At 67.0% G+C, this 16,276-nt stretch carries 15 protein-coding genes; 9 read left to right on the top strand and 6 right to left on the bottom strand.

Going from position 1 to position 16,276, the window contains the following annotated elements; all coding sequences use genetic code 11:
• Positions 1-128 precede the first annotated feature (128 nt).
• The 3 genes from serS (at position 129) to LKD76_RS00435 (ending at position 4,383) form a co-directional block, all read left to right on the top strand.
• Positions 129-1,391: a serine--tRNA ligase gene (gene serS / locus LKD76_RS00445; protein WP_227978924.1), complete on the top strand. Its 1,263-nt coding sequence runs from the start codon at positions 129-131 to the stop codon at positions 1,389-1,391.
• A gap of 186 nt (positions 1,392-1,577) precedes the next feature.
• Positions 1,578-3,362, top strand: coding sequence for a putative bifunctional diguanylate cyclase/phosphodiesterase (locus LKD76_RS00440; protein WP_227978923.1), 1,785 nt, complete (start codon positions 1,578-1,580; stop codon positions 3,360-3,362).
• Positions 3,363-3,402: 40 nt separating this feature from the next.
• The gene (locus tag LKD76_RS00435; protein ID WP_227978922.1) at positions 3,403-4,383 is read left to right on the top strand and encodes a DMT family transporter; all 981 of its coding nucleotides are present in this window, start codon (positions 3,403-3,405) and stop codon (positions 4,381-4,383) included.
• A 64-nt stretch (positions 4,384-4,447) separates the two neighbouring features.
• On the opposite strand, the gene LKD76_RS00430 is transcribed toward LKD76_RS00435, so the two are convergent.
• Positions 4,448-5,044: a TetR/AcrR family transcriptional regulator gene (locus LKD76_RS00430; protein ID WP_227978921.1), complete on the bottom strand. Its 597-nt coding sequence runs from the start codon at positions 5,042-5,044 to the stop codon at positions 4,448-4,450.
• Positions 5,045-5,158: 114 nt separating this feature from the next.
• On the opposite strand from LKD76_RS00430, the gene LKD76_RS00425 reads away from it, so the two are divergent.
• The gene (locus tag LKD76_RS00425; RefSeq protein WP_227978920.1) at positions 5,159-5,980 is read left to right on the top strand and encodes an SDR family NAD(P)-dependent oxidoreductase; all 822 of its coding nucleotides are present in this window, start codon (positions 5,159-5,161) and stop codon (positions 5,978-5,980) included.
• A gap of 12 nt (positions 5,981-5,992) precedes the next feature.
• On the opposite strand, the gene LKD76_RS00420 is transcribed toward LKD76_RS00425, so the two are convergent.
• Positions 5,993-7,549, bottom strand: a complete 1,557-nt coding sequence (locus tag LKD76_RS00420) for a Rieske 2Fe-2S domain-containing protein (RefSeq protein WP_227978919.1) — start codon at positions 7,547-7,549, stop codon at positions 5,993-5,995.
• A gap of 196 nt (positions 7,550-7,745) precedes the next feature.
• Here LKD76_RS00420 and LKD76_RS00415 point away from each other — a divergent pair, with 196 nt between their 5' ends.
• Positions 7,746-8,372 (top strand): antibiotic biosynthesis monooxygenase, encoded by a 627-nt coding sequence (locus LKD76_RS00415; protein ID WP_227978918.1) that lies wholly within the window; start codon positions 7,746-7,748, stop codon positions 8,370-8,372.
• A gap of 82 nt (positions 8,373-8,454) precedes the next feature.
• On the opposite strand, the gene LKD76_RS00410 is transcribed toward LKD76_RS00415, so the two are convergent.
• Entirely contained in the window at positions 8,455-9,327 is an 873-nt protein-coding gene (locus LKD76_RS00410) for a hypothetical protein (protein ID WP_227978917.1), read from the bottom strand.
• Between the two features lie 123 nt (positions 9,328-9,450).
• On the opposite strand from LKD76_RS00410, the gene LKD76_RS00405 reads away from it, so the two are divergent.
• A complete protein-coding gene (locus LKD76_RS00405; RefSeq protein WP_227978916.1) occupies positions 9,451-10,239 on the top strand; it encodes a lysophospholipid acyltransferase family protein in 789 nt (262 codons plus the stop codon).
• Positions 10,240-10,271: 32 nt separating this feature from the next.
• Positions 10,272-11,036 (top strand): lysophospholipid acyltransferase family protein, encoded by a 765-nt coding sequence (locus LKD76_RS00400; RefSeq protein WP_227978915.1) that lies wholly within the window; start codon positions 10,272-10,274, stop codon positions 11,034-11,036.
• 285 nt (positions 11,037-11,321) lie between these two features.
• Here the strand turns inward: LKD76_RS00400 and LKD76_RS00395 are convergent, their stop codons facing one another.
• Both LKD76_RS00395 and LKD76_RS00390 read right to left on the bottom strand, forming a co-directional pair.
• Positions 11,322-11,597, bottom strand: a complete 276-nt coding sequence (locus tag LKD76_RS00395) for a hypothetical protein (protein WP_227978914.1) — start codon at positions 11,595-11,597, stop codon at positions 11,322-11,324.
• 120 nt (positions 11,598-11,717) lie between these two features.
• On the bottom strand, positions 11,718-13,169 hold the full coding sequence (locus LKD76_RS00390) for an amidase (protein ID WP_227978913.1): 1,452 nt from the start codon (positions 13,167-13,169) through the stop codon (positions 11,718-11,720).
• A 1,023-nt stretch (positions 13,170-14,192) separates the two neighbouring features.
• Between LKD76_RS00390 and LKD76_RS00385 the strand changes: the two genes are divergently transcribed.
• The gene (locus LKD76_RS00385; RefSeq protein WP_227978912.1) at positions 14,193-14,678 is read left to right on the top strand and encodes a carboxymuconolactone decarboxylase family protein; all 486 of its coding nucleotides are present in this window, start codon (positions 14,193-14,195) and stop codon (positions 14,676-14,678) included.
• A 28-nt stretch (positions 14,679-14,706) separates the two neighbouring features.
• On the opposite strand, the gene LKD76_RS00380 is transcribed toward LKD76_RS00385, so the two are convergent.
• Positions 14,707-14,973: a hypothetical protein gene (locus LKD76_RS00380; RefSeq protein WP_227978911.1), complete on the bottom strand. Its 267-nt coding sequence runs from the start codon at positions 14,971-14,973 to the stop codon at positions 14,707-14,709.
• A 59-nt stretch (positions 14,974-15,032) separates the two neighbouring features.
• On the opposite strand from LKD76_RS00380, the gene LKD76_RS00375 reads away from it, so the two are divergent.
• Positions 15,033-16,271, top strand: a complete 1,239-nt coding sequence (locus LKD76_RS00375; RefSeq protein ID WP_227978910.1) for an MFS transporter — start codon at positions 15,033-15,035, stop codon at positions 16,269-16,271.
• The last annotated feature ends 5 nt before the right edge of the window (positions 16,272-16,276 follow it).

Below are 16,276 nucleotides of genomic sequence, written 5' to 3'. Positions count from 1 at the left end.
GGCGCCCCATCATCGGAGGACATCGCCGTCCATCATGGCAGGCCGCGCGCGGAGCCTGCCACGATCGTCTCGGTTTTCACCGGATCCTCAGAAATTCGGCTGGACGCCGCCCATTAGGCTGATTGCCCATGATCGACCTCCGATTCCTGCGCGAGAATCCCGATGCGGTCCGTGCCTCGCAGCGTGCCCGTGGCGAGGACCCGGCGCTGGTGGATGCCCTGCTCGAGGCGGACGCGGCTCGGCGTGCCGCGGTCGCGACGGCCGACAATCTGCGGGCCGAGCAGAAGGCGCTGGGCAAGAAGGTCGGCAAGGCGTCCCCCGACGAGCGGCCGGCCCTGCTGGGCCACGCCCAGGAGTTGTCGGCGAAGGTGAAGGAGGCCGAGGCCGCCGAGAACGCCGCCGACGCCGAGCTCGACACCGCGCACCGGGCCATCTCCAATGTGGTCCAGGAGGGTGCGCCCGCCGGAGGTGAGGACGATTTCGTCCTGCTCGAGACCGTCGGCACACCGTCCGAATTCGATTTCACCCCGCGTGACCATCTCGAGCTGGGCGAAGCGCTGGGCCTGATCGATATGGAACGCGGCGCCAAGGTATCGGGAGCCCGGTTCTACTTCCTGACCGGATACGGCGCGCTGCTGCAGCTGGGTCTGCTGCAGCTGGCCGCCCAGCGCGCCACCGCCAACGGTTTCACGATGATGATCCCCCCGGTGCTGGTGCGCCCGGAGATCATGGCCGGCACCGGTTTCCTGGGCCAGCATTCGGCCGAGGTCTACCATCTCGAGGACGACGATCTGTACCTCGTCGGCACCTCGGAGGTCCCGCTGGCCGGCTACCACTCGGGCGAGATCCTCGACCTGAGCGCCGGGCCCAAGCGGTATGCGGGCTGGTCGTCGTGCTTCCGGCGCGAGGCGGGCAGTTACGGCAAGGACACCCGCGGCATCATCCGGGTGCACCAGTTCGACAAGGTCGAGATGTTCGTCTACTGCCGTCCCGAGGATGCCGACGCCGAACATCAGCGCCTGCTGGCCTGGGAGAAGGAGATGCTCGCCGCGATCGAGGTCCCCTATCGGGTGATCGATGTCGCCGGCGGTGATCTGGGCAGCTCGGCCGCTCGTAAATTCGACTGCGAGGCCTGGGTGCCGACCCAGCAGACCTACCGGGAACTCACCTCGACCTCGAACTGCACCACCTTCCAGGCCCGCCGCCTGTCGGTGCGGTATCGCGACGAGAACGGCAAGCCGCAGATCGCCGCGACCCTGAACGGAACCCTCGCGACCACGCGGTGGATCGTCGCCCTGCTGGAGAATCATCAGCAGGCCGACGGTTCGGTCCGTGTCCCCGCGGCGCTGGTGCCGTTCGTGGGTCGCGAGGTGCTAGAGCCGCCGCGATGACCGTGCGCGGCACCACCGCGATGACCGTGCGCGGCACCACCGCGATGACTTCGGTCTCGAATACGGCGGATGTCACTACTGCCCCGCAGCACGTTGTCTAGGCTGGACGACGTGCGAGGACTCGGGTCTCGCGGCGATAACCGCACGCAGGTTCGGGCGGCATCGGCGCTGGCGACGGCAATGGTCATGGCTCGGACCACCGGGGCGTTCTACGTCATGGGCGGGGTACTGGGCCTGTTGATCACTGCGATCGCACCGGGGGACGAGGGCAACCGGCCACTGGTCGGTTCGGCGGCGGCGGTGGCGCTGCTGCTGGGGGTGAGCCTGCTGATCTGGGGTCCGCGCCTGCCGCATTCGGTGCATCATGGCTACGTCGCCTTGGCGACGGTGCTGGTCACGGTCGCGGTGCACTGGTTCCCCAATACCGTCGGCGCGATCACGCTGGCGGCCTTCTATGTGTTCGTCGCCGCCGACGCCGCGATCTTCTTCGCCTGGCGGCTCACCGCGGCGCATGTGGCGTTCGCGGTCGTGCTCTGCCTGTGGGTCGTGCCGTCGCGGGGGCTGCCGTGGTGGTCGGGCATCATCCCGGCGGGTATCACCGTCGGTGTCGGCATCGTGGTCGGCATCCTGACCCGAATGGCCGCCGACGCCGATATCGATACGCTCACCGGCCTGTTGAACCGCCGCGGTTTCGATCGAGCGCTCAACGGCGCCATCGGCCATGCCGGCCGGACCGGCCAGGGCCTGGCCCTGATCCTGGTCGACCTGGACCGGTTCCAGAAGATCAACGACCATCTGGGCCATCGCGCCGGCGACGCGGTTCTGCAGCGCGTCGCCGACACCTGGTCCAAACTGCTCGCGCCCGATCAGTTGCTGGCTCGCTACGGCGGCGACGCGTTCGCCCTGCTGCTGCCCAACACCACCGAACAGGCCGCGATTCTGCTGACCGAACAATTGCGCGCGGCCGTCACCACCGGCTGTTCGGCGGGTGTCACCTCCTGGCAGCCGGGTGAATCCGGTTCCTTGCTGGTGAGCCGGGCCGATGTGGGGCTGTACCGGGCCAAGCAGGCAGGCCGCAACCGCACGGTGCTGGAATCCTCGCGGCAGCAGCCGCTGGCGGTCGAACTGCGCCAGGCCATCGATACCGGCGCGCTCGATGTGCACTATCAGCCCATCGTCAGTCTCGGCGAGGACGGCGCGCAGGCGGTCGGCGTGGAGGCGCTGTTGCGCTGGTCGTCGAATGCGCAACCCGATGTCACCACCGAGGGCCTGATCCGGGTCGCCGAGGAATACGATCTGATCTCCGACCTGGACGAGCTGGTGCTGCGGCGGGCCTGTGCCGACGCCGCTCGGCTGCAGGAGACCTTCACCCAACTCGATCTGACCTTGAATGTGAACGTCAGTGGTCTGGAACTGGCCGAAAGCGATTACGCCGACCGTGTTTCCGGCATCCTGGCCGACACCGGCTGGCCCGCCGATCAGCTGGTCCTCGAGGTCACCGAAAGCGAACTGGCCGCCGAATCACAGACCGCCATCCAGAACCTGCACACGTTGCGCGACAACGGAGTCCGGATCGCCATCGACGATTTCGGCACCGGATACTCCTCACTGAGCCGGCTGGCGACCATCCCCAGCGATATCCTCAAGGTCGATCAGTCGTTCGTGGCCGCGATCCGCTCCGATTCGCCGGCGCCGCCGCTGCTCGGTGTGATCGCGGCGCTGAGCAAGTCACTGGACCTGCAGGTCATCGCCGAGGGAGTGGAGACCGAATACCAGGCGGCGGTGCTCACCGAACTGGGATTCGCGCTCGCCCAGGGCTATCACTACAGCGATTCGCATCCGGTTTCCGAGCTGATCAGCGATATGAACTCCCACCGCGGTCTGGTCGGGGCCGGTGCGACCGATCGGGATTTCGCCGCCAAGGGCTGGGTCCCGTTGGACACCAACGGTTTCGATCCGGAGGGTCTCTGACTTCCGGGTTCGTCCGTCCGGAGCCACTACCGTGGCGGTTATGACCGCAGTCCGTGAGAAATCCGACCTGCGGCGCCGGCTCGGGGTCCTGCTGGGCATGTGCTGCGGCGCCGGTGTGGCGGTACAGGCGCGGATCAACGGTGCTCTCGGTGATCGGCTGAACGACGGAATCGCGGCGGCCGTGGTCAGTTTCGGCTCCGGCCTGATTCTGCTCCTGGTCGTCACGGGTTTCAGCGGGCGGATGCGCGCGGGGCTGGACGCGATACGCCGGTCCCTGCGCGCGGGCCCGTTGCGGTGGTGGCATCTGCTGGGCGGATTGTGCGGGGCGTTCTTCGTTGCCAGCCAGGGCTTGTCCGTGGTCACGATCGGTGTCACCGCCTTCACGATCGCCGTGGTCGCCGGTCAGTTGAGCAGTGGGCTGGTCGTGGATCGTCTGGGGGTGGGGCCGGCCGGTGTCACGCCGGTGACGCCGGTGCGACTCGGCGCGGCGGTGCTCGCGGTCGGCGCGGTGGGTGTTGCCGCACTGGGCCGGTCCGGCGGTGAATCCGGTTCCGGCGGGGCGGTGGCGTACCTGCTGATCGCACTGCCCGCGCTCGCCGGTCTCGGGCTCGCGTGGCAGCAGGCGGTCAACGGCCGGCTCGCGACCGTCGGCGGGCCGGTGCCGGCCACGGCGATCAATTTCGCGACCGGAACCGCGGGCCTGTTGGTGGTCGAGGCCGCGCAGATCGCGCGAATCGGCCTGCCCACGGAATTTCCCACCGCGCCGTGGCTGTATCTCGGTGGTGCGATCGGCGTGTTCTTCATCGCGGTGGCGGCGCTGATCGTGCGCTGGATCGGGGTGCTGCTGTTCGGCCTGACCTCGGTTTCCGGCCAGCTCATCTGTTCGGTGGTACTCGACGGCCTCGCGCCGACGGGCACCCGGCTGTCGCCGTTGACCGTCATCGGCTGCGTGCTGACCCTGTTCGCCGCCGTGATCGCCGTCATCGGGCAGGGGCGTGGTCCCGACAGCGACAGCGCCTGATCGACGAGTTCGCGCGGATACGCGTCGTCGTCGAATCAGGGTTCGCGCGAGCGTACTTCGTGGCTCAGGGCCGAAAGGCGCGAAGGGTACGGCTCACCAGCGCATCGGCGTACGCGTCGTCGAGCGGCCCGTAGCGCAGTAGCCAGCGCTGATATACGGGTGCGTACAGCATTTCGAGCATCAGATCGAGGTCGGCATCCGCGGATATCTGCCCGGCGGCCTGCGCGCTGCGTAACCGCGCCTTCTTGGCCTCCTCGACGGGCCGCCGCAATCGCCGGTCGTACTGTTCGGCCAGATCGGGATCGTTGATGATCTCGGTGTTGAGCGCTCGAATCGGTTTCTCGAAGTCCGCATCGGCGAATTCCGCGACCGTCGCGCGCATGACGAGCGTCAGGTCCGCCTCGATATCGCCGGTATCAGGAAGGGTGATGCCGTGCCCGTCCGTGTCGCTGAGGGCGAGGAAGGATTCGAAGATCACCGCCCCCTTGTTCGGCCACCAGCGATAGATGGTCTGTTTGCCGACCCCGGCCCGCGCCGCGATGGCCTCGATCGACACCTTTCCATATCCGACCTCCGAGATCAGCGTGCGAGTGGCTTCCAGGATCGCCTGGCGTGCGCGTTCGCTGCGCCGGGAGCTGTCGGGTTTCTCGTTGTCGGGCACCGGCCGACTCTAGCAGTCCAACGAGACGAACCGGTTCGTGTTGACAAGTCCTCGGCGAGCTGTCACTCTTCTCGAGACGAGACGCACCGTCTCGACTCGAGAGGATGTGAGCATATGACCACCGGCAAGGTGTGGTTCATCACCGGCGCTTCGCGTGGCCTGGGCCGCGCGTTCACCGAGGCCGCGCTGGACGCGGGCGATCGTGTCGTGGCGGCGGCTCGCGATGTCGAACCGCTGGCGGAGGCGGCCCGCGAGTACGCCGATCGCCTCGTCACGCTGTCGCTGGACGTCACCGATCGACAGGCCGTCTTCGACGGCGTCGAGCGGGCGGTATCCGCGTTCGGGCGGCTCGACGTGGTGGTCAACAACGCGGGCGCCATGCTGTACGGAATGGTCGAGGAGGCCACCGAGGAGCAGGCTCGCGCCCATCTGGACGTGAATTTCTTCGGTGCGGTCTGGGTGGTACAGGCCGTGCTGCCGCACCTGCGGACCCAGGGGCACGGCCGCATCCTGCAGGTCACCTCGATGGGGACCGCCGGCGGAATGGCCGCGGTCGGCTTCTACGGTGCCGGTAAGGCGGCGCTGGCCTCACTCACCGAGGCGCTGGCGATGGAGGTCGAGCAGTTCGGCATCCAGGTCACCAATGTGGAGATGGGCGGATACGCCACCGGCTTGTTCGTCACCGGCACGACCGCGACCGAGGCCGAGCCGCGGTACGAAGCACTGCGCGCGGAGCTCGCCCGGATGTGGGGCGACGACGCGGGGCCCGATCCGAGCACCGCGGCACCGGTGATCATGAAACTCGCGGCACTGGCGAACCCGCCGCGCCGCCTGATCGTCGGCGCCGCCTCCTTCGACCAGGTCCGCGAACTCTACGCGGCTCGCGCCGAGGGATACCGGGAATGGGAGGCGTTGAGTCGCATGGCACCCGGCTGACCGCCGCTCGAATCAGAGCTTGCGGGAACGCAGTTCGTGGCCCTTGGAGGTCTTGCAGCGCCCGGACTCCAGATCCCACTGCCAGCCGTGCAGATTGCAGGTGAGCGTATTGCCTTCCACCACGCCGAATTTCGACAGATCCGCCTTCAGGTGCGGGCAGCGGCGCTGTACCTCCCAGCCCGCGAGCTCACAGGATGCCGAATCGTCGTGTGCCTCGGAGAACCAGCCGTCGGCATAGGCGATGCGCTCATCGGTGAGGCATTTGAAGAAGGTGTAGAGGAATTCGTTGTAACCACCGATCCGCCACGCCTGGAATCGGGTCGACAGGAAGATGGTGTTCACCCAGTCGGGTTCGTTGTCGCGCAGCACGGTGCGGACCAGCTGGGGCGCGATGCGGAACCCGTAGCGGTACCGGCCTTCTCCCTCGATCGGGCCGCGCACCAGTCGCTTCGGGAAGTCGAGGACGACGGTTTCGTCACCCATCACCAGGCCGACCGGATAGCCGATACCGTCGCAGATCAGATCGCTCTGCGCCATGATCGGCTCGAACAGCTCCTTGAGCTCCGGCAGCAGCGGGCCGCCGGCTGCGGTTGCCCACGAAGCCTTTTCCCGTTCGAGCACGGGTGCCAGGCGCTGTGCCATCCGTTCGATGTAGCCGGCCTTGTCGTCGTAGATCTCGGCCGGATCGAACGGATGGGCCAGCTCGAGTTCCTTACCGCGCACGGTCGCGACCGAGCCCGGAATCATCAGCACCCCACCGGCATTGTCGTGGATGCGCATCTGCTCGAGGAACACCATCTGGTCCGGGAAGATGTTGCCGTTGTCGGCGGAGTAGCGGTTCTCGCCGTCGTCGTTGAGATAGCGCAGCTCGTCGTCGAGGAAGACCGGCGGCCCGGCCGAGGGCACCACCCAGGTGGCGCCGACCTGCTCGATATAGCTGCGCGCGCGGTCCATCCCGCGCTGGCGCTTCTGCTTGCCGAAGTTCGCCTTGGTCTTGGCCGGGATGTCGTAGACCATCGGGTACCAGATGGCGCCCGAATACTGCAGCAGGTGGATGTCGATATGTCCGAACTGCTCGTGCAGGACGTCCATATCCACTGGCCGCGCGTCGTTCATGTTGAAGCACACGGTCTCGCGATCGGAGACGACCAGTCCCGAATCGCCGATCGGGCCGTCGGCCGGCGCCCGCAGCGCGATGATCATGATGTCGAGTTCGTGCCCGTCGCGGCCGGTGATGGTGTGCTTCACCGAATCCTGGGTCTCGAAGAATGTGTGGAAGCCCAGCTTCTCCAGCTCCCGCTGTAGATCCGGCACCGGATAGTCCGGCAGCAGGACGGTCGCGTCCTTGTTGACGTGGTCCAGCAGATTCTGTGCGTCGAAATGGTCGCGGTGCAGGTGGGAGACGTAGAGGTAATCACAGTTACCGAGCTCGTCCCAGTCCAGCCCGGTGTTGTCCGGGAAGGGCACCCACGACGCGAAATACGCCGGGTTCACCCACGGATCGCAGAGGATCGTTCCGGCCGCGGTGCGGATATGGAACCCGGCATGTCCGACGCTGGTGATCTGCACGAAGAAAGTCCCTCCTGAACCCGGCTACCAGCCATCCAGGGTAGCGGTTCGGCGGTCTGCGGCCGCCTGAGGGGCGCATCGCGGGGGATCGATATCGGTTATTTCGGAGCTATTGCTATGGCTGATACGCCGGAGCAGTGTGAGAAGCATCGGTGGCGCCACCGGGGCGCCGCCCCGAGCACAGAGGGAGCACGCCGTGTACGCACGTTCAACAACTGTTCAAGCGAAGTCCTCCGCAATCGACGCCGGTATCGCGCATGTGCGCGATGAGGTGATGCCGACGCTGGCGGACATGCCCGGCTGTATCGGGTTGTCGTTGCTGGTCGACCGGCAGTCCGGCCGCTGCATCCTGACGACGTCGTGGGAATCCGAGGAGGCGATGCGCGACAGCACCGAACGGGTGCGTTCGCTTCGCGATCGCGCCGTCCAGCTGTTCGGTGGCGATACGACCCGGGTCGAGCAGTGGGAGGTCGGTGCCATGCACCGCGACCATCGCCTACCCGAGGGTGCGTGTGCCCAGCTCACGTGGGCCGAGGCCAAGGAGCCGGGCCGATTCGACGCGGCGGTGGAGACCTACAAGTCCATGGTGGCGGCACAGCTGGAACAGATGCCGGGGTTCTGCAGTGCGAGCCTGCTGGTCGACCGCGCCGGCGGACGCGGCGTCGCATGCGAGACGTTCGACAGCCGCGACGCGATGGAACGCAACCGCGAGCAGCTCGCGACCCTGCGCCGCGAAGGCACCCGCCAAGCCGGTGTCGATGTACTCGATGTGGGCGATTTCGAGATCGCGCTCGCCCATCTGCGCGTCCCCGAACTGGTCTGAGGTGTACGACGGCGCCCGCATCGCGATCTGATGCGAGCTACCTCGAGGCTATTGGTGTGATGATCCCGTTGGCGCTGACACGTCAGGCCGAGACGTCACCGATGCAGTAACCCTGGTCGGTCGCCTTCACGGTGTACGTCCGCTCCTGCTGGCTACCGCCCGCGGTAACGGTGGCCGTGATCGAGAGATATGTGCTGTTCAGTGCGGTGGAGCTGAGGGACTGGTCGGAGAACGCGGTGGGATCGGGGAGTTTGTTCGGATTCGTGGCCAGCGGTGCCCGCGCCGTGCGTCCCGCGCCGCTGGGATCCCACGCCGTGTCGGTCGTGCACAGCAGCGGATGGGTGCTCTCCTGATCGGCCGCTTCGAGCGGATGCCCGCTCGTCCGGGCCAGATAGCGCCGCACGATATGCCGGGCATCGGCGGTCTGCGCTTCGCTGGAGGTACCGAATCCGACCTCGGTGCCGGCCGGATGGACCCGCGGGCAGGCATAGCCGGTGGCGATGTCGGCACGTTCGGCCACGACCGTCACCGGATCAGCGGCCGCGCTCGCCGACTTCCACACGAGGGCGGTGCCGTTGTCGCTACCGGGCTGGGCCAGCGCCGAGAGGATGGCCGACTTGTCCGCGTACATGGTGTCGACATTGCGCGGCGCCATCGTCCAGCACTTGGCTTCCAGTTCCGCGGGCGTGAGCCGCTGCAGGTCCGCGGCCCAGCGACCGACCGCATCGGTGGCCTGCGCATCGGCCGTCACCAGCGCGACCGTGACCGGGGAGTCGATCATCGGCGCGGACGCCGCCGGGCTGGCAGACGCCGCCGCGGTCGCTGATCGCGTTGTCGCCGAGGGGGAATCGTCGCGGTGGTAGTCGGAACCCTCGATGCCGACCTGCGAATCGCAGCCGGCGAGGATGCCCGCCACCACGACCGCCAGGCCACCCGCGCGCATCGCCGCGCCCATACCCCCTCGTGGTTTCCGGCCGCCTGCGCGCGATGCTGGGCTGGGGATTTCCACTGCGGTGAACCTCGTTTCCTGTGCCGCGGTCGGTGCCGAAAATGTGACAGCGACTACGCTAGCGGAATTGTGGAACCCGTATACCGGACGATCATCGGCCTGGCCCGGACCGTCTTCTTCGTACAGGGACTGAAATTCGACGTCACGGGGGCTGAGAACATCCCCGCGGAGGGTGGCGCGGTCATCGCCATCAACCACACCGGCTACATGGACTTCACCTATGCCGGTCTGCCCGCTCGCACGCCGAAGCGCTACATCCGGTTCATGGCGAAGAAGGAGGTTTTCGACAACTCCGTCTCCGGTCCGATCATGCGCGCACTGCGCCATATCCCGGTCGATCGCGGTGCGGGTGCGGACTCCTACAAGGCGGCCGTCGACTATCTGCGCCGGGGTGAGCTCGTCGGGGTCTATCCCGAGGCGACCATCAGCCGCAGTTTCGAGATCAAGGAATTCAAATCGGGCGCGGCGCGGATGGCCGTCGAGGCCGGGGTGCCGATCATCCCGATGACGATCTGGGGCGCCCAGCGGGTCTGGACCAAGGGGCATCCGAAGCGCCTGGGCCGCACCAACACTCCGATCTCGATCGCGGTCGGCGCACCGATCGTGCCGCCAGTCGATGCCGACGACAAGGCCGTCGCCGAGCTCACCGCGACGCTGCGCACCACGATGCAGGACATGCTGCGCGGTCTGCAGGAGGGTTATTCGCACGAAGCGGGCGCATACTGGGTTCCGGCCCGATTGGGCGGTGGGGCGCCGACGCTCGAGGAAGCCGATGCCATGGACGCGGCCGAGGCGAAGGCCAAAGCGGAGGCGCGGGTCGCGCGTCGAGCGGCGGAAGCGGGAAACTCCGACACCTGACGGGTGCGGGGACACAGCAGGAGTGGGACCAGATGACGCGAGAGCCGGTTTTCGACGTCCTCACCGGGTTGGTCCGGGCAATCTTCCGGGCGCAGGGCCTGAAGATCGATATCGCCGGTGGCGAACATATTCCACGTACCGGTGGCGCGGTCCTGGCCGTGAATCACACCGCCTATCTGGATTTCATGGAGGTCGGCCTGGTCGGCCGCGAATCCGGCCGCAATGTCCGCTACATGATGAAGGCCGAACTCGAACACGGCATCGTCGGCTGGTTGATGAAGCACTGCAAGGCGATCGGCGTCGACCGCACCGCCGGCGCGGAATCCTACGGCCGGGCGGTGACCGCACTGCGCGACGGTGAAATCGTGGTCGTCTACCCCGAGGCCACTATCAGCCGCAGTTTCGAATTGAAGGAATTCAAGTCCGGCGCGGCGCGAATGGCCATCGAAGCCGACGTCCCCATCGTCCCCATGACCATCTGGGGTGCGCAGCGCGTCTGGACCAAGGACATTCCGAAACAACTGGGCCGCCACCACTTCCCGATCAACATCCGGGTGGGTGAACCGATCCGGCCGCACGAACGGGTCGACGACCTGACCGCCGAATTGCGTGCCGGCATGGAGAAACTACTCGAGCTGGCGCAGCGGGACTACGAGATGCCACCGGGTGCTCGGTGGGTCCCGGCGCGGCTCGGCGGGTCGGCGCCGACACTGGAGCAGGCGGCGGTGCTGGAGCAGGAGGAGCTGGCGCGGCGGCGGGCGGCGAAAGCGAATCGCGCGGACGGCCGACGACACTGAATCGGCCGCCCGCGCGGCGACGACTATCCGCCGAGGCTACCGGAGGCGCTACCGGTGATCAGGTACGTGACGATCGAGCTGAGCAGCTCGAGTGGGCTCATACCGTCGAGTGGTGGCAAGAGAACTCCTCTGTAGTCGGATGCGTTATCGGCAGTTTTGCCGAAATGGCATGAGGTACATCGTCGTTCGCGATCACAACGTTACCGAAAAGAACCTGTGGCCGCCGTAGGCCGATCCCGACGCGACATGTGCGTCGGGACCGGCGAATCCCGGTGTCCGGGTGCGTTATCCGGCCGCCCTGGCGGACCAGCCGTTGAACGTCGCGGAGGTACCCGGGGCCACTGTCGCAGCGGGTTCGCCCGTGCAGTCCTTGGACGCGTAGACCAGGAAGTTACGGGTGCTGCGGTTCTCGAAGTGGATGTCTCGGGGGAAGCCGCTGGCCCAGCACGAGTCCAGATCGCTCAGTTCCAGCGTGTTGTCGACGATCACCACCTGTCGGCCATCACCTCCGCCGGCGGATCCGGTGGGGAACGCGGCGACGGCCGGAGCGGCTACCGCCACCGTCGCAAGTGTCAAAGCTCCAATGCACGAGAGGATTCCAGGTTTCACCGCCCGAGGCTACAAGAGCCGCTGAAACGCTCTGTTCTCGGTGACGAGAGGTCGTCGGTCCGGTCGCCCGCCCTATTTCGGTACCTCGAATCCGCCGATCCGCTGCTCGAGCAACTCGGCCAGTCGCAGTGGCGTCCGGTCCTCGAACATCGGACCGATGAGCTGAACTCCTACCGGCAGGCCCTCGGGGGAGCGGCCCGCCGGTATCGCGGTGGACGGAAGTCCGGGCATGGTGGCCAGACCGGCCCAGGCGAGCTGGTCGCCGAACGGGTACTCGATGCCGTCGATGTCGATGGACCGTTCCCGCAGATCGACTGTGGTGTCGTGGGGGAACGCGGGAGTCGGCGTGATCGGGCAGATCACGACATCGAACTCGGAGAACAGTTGCCGCCAGCCCTGCCGATGGAGTTCGCGACGGTTGTTCGCGCGGAGCCAGTCGGCGTGGCTGAACGCCGCACCCCGCAACCATGCCGCGCCGGAAGCCCGGTCGTCCTTCGGCAATTCGGCGGCGGCCGCACGCATCTTCTCGTAGTCGTCCTCGGGAATACTCGCGGAGACATTCGACACCAGGAGCTGGGTGTAGAGCGTCGCCGCCTCGGTGAGATCGGGTAGCAACGGACTGTGGCGTTCGACGCGGGCACCGGCGGCGATCAGGGCATCGGTCACCCGGTCGAGCGCGGCGCGCACGGCCGATCCGGTCGCGATCATCGGATGCTCGTCGAGCACCAGGACCCGGAAGTCGGCCGGCCGCTCGTGCCGGGCGGGCGGCAAGGCCACGTCGTAGGCGATGCCGAACGTGAGCGGGTCCGGGCCGGCCATGACATCCAGCAGCAGGGTGAGATCGCGTGCCGTGCGCGCCATCGGGCCGACGACCGCGAGATCGTGCTCGGTCGGCAGCGCCGGCGTGGGAGGCGGAACCATACCGCGAGTCGCGGCCAGCCCCAGCGTCGGCTTGTGCGAGTAGATACCGCAGAAATGCGCGGGCGTGCGGAGCGAACCGCCGATATCCGAACCGATCGACAGCGGACCGAATCCGGCGGCCAGGGCCGCCGCGGATCCGCCGGAGGATCCGCCCGAGGTGCGCGTGTGATCCCACGGATTGTTGGTGGTGCCGTAGATCTCGTTGAAACTCTGCAGATCTCGCAGCATCAGCGGGACGTTGGTCTTGCCGAGAATCACCGCGCCGTTCGCCTTCAGCCGCGACACCTGCACCGCGTCCTCCGCCGGCACGTAATCCCGGTACGCGGGCATGCCCCAGGTCGTCGGCAGCCCGGCCATGTTGTAGGACTCCTTGACCGTCACCGGAATTCCGAGCAGTGGCCCGTCCTCGCCGCGGGCCCGTGCCTGATCGGCGCGTAGCGCGGCGGCCCGCGCGCGGTCGAAGTCCGGTACGCAGATCGCGTTGATTTCCCTGTCGTCCCGCTCGATTCGGGCGATCGCCTCGTCGGTCAGTTCCACCGACGTCACCTCACCGGCCCGCAGCGCCGCCGCGAGTGCTTCGGCCGACTGATAACTCCACTCCATGAATTCGAGACTAGGGGCGGTTCGGAGAGGCCACGAAATAGTTTTTTGCACAATAGGGGAGAGACCGCAGGAGCCGGATTCTTCTCGCTGCGAGATCCGCGGATCACGCTGTGTGACGGGGTGCCGCGGTCGATCAGTCGTCGGAAGCGACCAATCGGTGAGCCGTGCGCTCGACCCTGTCGATGATGACGAACTCGAAATACCCGTTGTGTCGATCGCCCCGATCGTTCACAGCCGATGTGCCCGGCCTCGGCAGCGCGTAGCACACGGCGGCGGGTCCGAACAGTGGATGTATTTCGTTTTCCAGATCGGATCGAAGTCCGGCCGGAAGGGGCCCACTCGCCGTGACCCACCGGTCCAGTATCCAGCGCGCAGTCGGAATATCGTGCGCGACAAAGGCGTCGGGGGAGATCGTACCGATTCGGTACGGCCCGTGCACCTGACCGCCGACACGGTCGTCACGGTATTCGGCGGAGCGGATGACGCCCGCGATGATGCCGAGGTCGTGGCACTCTGTGTCGTCCACGTCGTAGGCCTCGATGGAAATCGACCGATATCGGTGATGGCCCGCGGACGAGAAATCATAGGATCGAAAGTTGATGAATCTCGAACCCTGATAGGACACCACGGAATCCATGCGCTCAGCTCCGGCTTCCGCTTCGTTCCGAATCATGTGAGGCCATACGAAGAACAGCCTCTCCGGCCGCTGTCGAGATATCCGGATCAACCCGATTCGGTATCGAGCGGCCCGGGTCCGGAGAAGAAGTGGTCCCCGCCGCGTCACTCATGGTGCGATGCTAGTGCCGAGCCCAGGAGGCTCGTGCTCCAACTCGCCCACGGGGATCACAGGCGACCGTCGGGTGGCCGTGGGAGGCCGCCGCCGCGACGCCGCGCGCCGTCCGTTCGTAACACCGGATCACGGTGCTTCTCATCACCTTTTCGCGGTGTTACGCAAGGCGGGTCGTGCGCGTCTTGTGTTCGTTCATCACAGCGATGTGCGTAGCGACAGCAAGGAAGAGAATCATGGAATCCCGTTTCAACCTCGCCGGCAACGCCCTCGGCAGCAAGTTCGCCAAGCGGTTCGGCAACGCCAGCATGGTCGTCCTTCAGTCGACACTGCCGAAGACGACCCAGGATCTGATGATGCTGCGCGTCAGCCAGATCAACGGCTGCGGCTGGTGCACCGATGTGCACAGCAAGGATCTCGCCCATGCCGGGCAATCCTCGACGCGGATCAATCTGGTTGCCGCCTGGCGTGAATCGACGGTCTTCACCGAGCCCGAGCGGGCCGCGCTCGCCCTGGCCGAGGAGGGCACCCGCCTCGCCGACGCGGGGCGCGGTGTCTCCGATGAGACCTGGGCCGACGTGCGCAAGCATTACGACGATGACCAGATCGCGGCCCTGGTCGCGCTGGTCGCCCAGATCAATGCCGCGAATCGGCTCGGCGTGATCGTTCGGCAGCAGGGCGGTTCCTACGAGCCCGGTATGTTCGCCGAGGTCACGGAGTAGGGCGCTGTCCGGCGGCGAACCGGACGCGTCAGGCGAACCGTTCCCATGCCGATTGACGGCGCATTCGCAGCGAGTCGCCGATCCGGCCCCAGGAGATGCCGCGATGGCGCGCTTCGGCCACCCAGGAGCGCGGGTCATCGTCGACCAGGTGGCGGATCGCTTCGATGCGCGGCAGATGCGCCGGCAATGCCTCGTCATCGATCCCCTCCCAGATCGGTGTGGTGCGCTTCGGTCCGGCCGGCTTGTTCTCGATGGCCTCCGCGTGCGTTCGCCGCCGCCCGAACTCGGCCGCCATTACGTTCGCGCTTGCGCACATGTTGGCCTATCCTGGAGGTAGGCGAGCGGGAGGCCGATGTGATCGAGGTATTGGGGCACCCGCAGTTCCGGCGGCTGTTCACCGCGCAGGTGGTCGCGTTGGTGGGAACCGGACTGCTCACGGTGGCGCTCGGGCTGCAGGCCTACGACCTGGCGGGTAGTGCGGCCGGGGCGGTGCTGGGCACGGCACTGGCGATCAAGATGGTCGCGTATGTCGGTGTGGCGCCGGTGGTTTCGGCTCTCGCCGAGCGGGTGCCGCGACGTATGCTGCTGGTGTCGGCGGATGCCATCCGGTTGATGATCGCGCTGACGCTGCCGTTCGTCGATCACATCTGGCAGATCTACGTCCTCATCTTCATCCTGCAATCGGCCTCGGCCACCTTCACCCCGGCCTTTCAAGCGGTGATTCCCGCGATACTGCCCGACGAGCGGGACTACACGCGCGCGTTATCGCTGTCCCGGCTGGCCTACGACCTGGAAGCGCTGCTCAGTCCCGTGCTGGCGGCCGGGCTCCTGACAGTGATGAGTTACCACCGGCTCTTCCTCGGCACCGCAGCGGGTTTCGCGGTGTCGGCGTTCATGGTGGTCGGCACCCGGCTGCCGCGACCGGCGCCCGCCACCGGCTCTATTCCGTTGGTGCGGCGCATCACTCGGGGCGCCCGGATCATGCTGGCGCATCCGGTGCTGCGCGGTCTGCTGGCGATGAACCTCGCCGTCGCCGCCGCGACCGCCCTGGTGGTGGTGAACACCGTGGTGTACGTGCGGGATCTGCTGCATGCTCCGGCGTCGGCGGTCGGACTCGCGCTCGCCGTCTACGGTGCCGGTTCCATGCTCGTCGCGCTGAATGTGCCGCGGCTGGTCCGCCGGATGCCCGACCGCCAGGTGATGCTCACCGGCTGCGCGGTACTCCCGATCGGACTGGCGGCCGCGGCAGCCCTCGCCGCGATGCCGCTCACCGCCGAGCTTCGATGGGCGCTGCTGGTGGTGACCTGGGCCGGTCTCGGGGCGGGTACCTCATTGATCAACACACCATCGGCGCGCCTGCTGCGCGACCACTCCGATTCCGAAACCCGTCCAGCCGTATTCACCGCTCAGTTCTCCCTGTCGCACGCCTGTTTCCTGATCACCTACCCGATCGCCGGTTGGGTGGGGGCGGGAATCGGGCAGTTCGGTGCGGCGGCGGCGCTGGCGCTGCTGGCTACACTGGCGACGATGACGGCCGCGCGGGTGTGGCCGATCGACACCGCCTCGGGTGTCGAAACGGTGTCGACGAGATGACGGGG

Source organism: Nocardia spumae (genome assembly GCF_020733635.1).
GTDB classification, from domain to species: Bacteria; Actinomycetota; Actinomycetes; order Mycobacteriales; family Mycobacteriaceae; genus Nocardia; species Nocardia spumae.
This window is presented reverse-complemented; position numbering and strand designations above follow the sequence as displayed.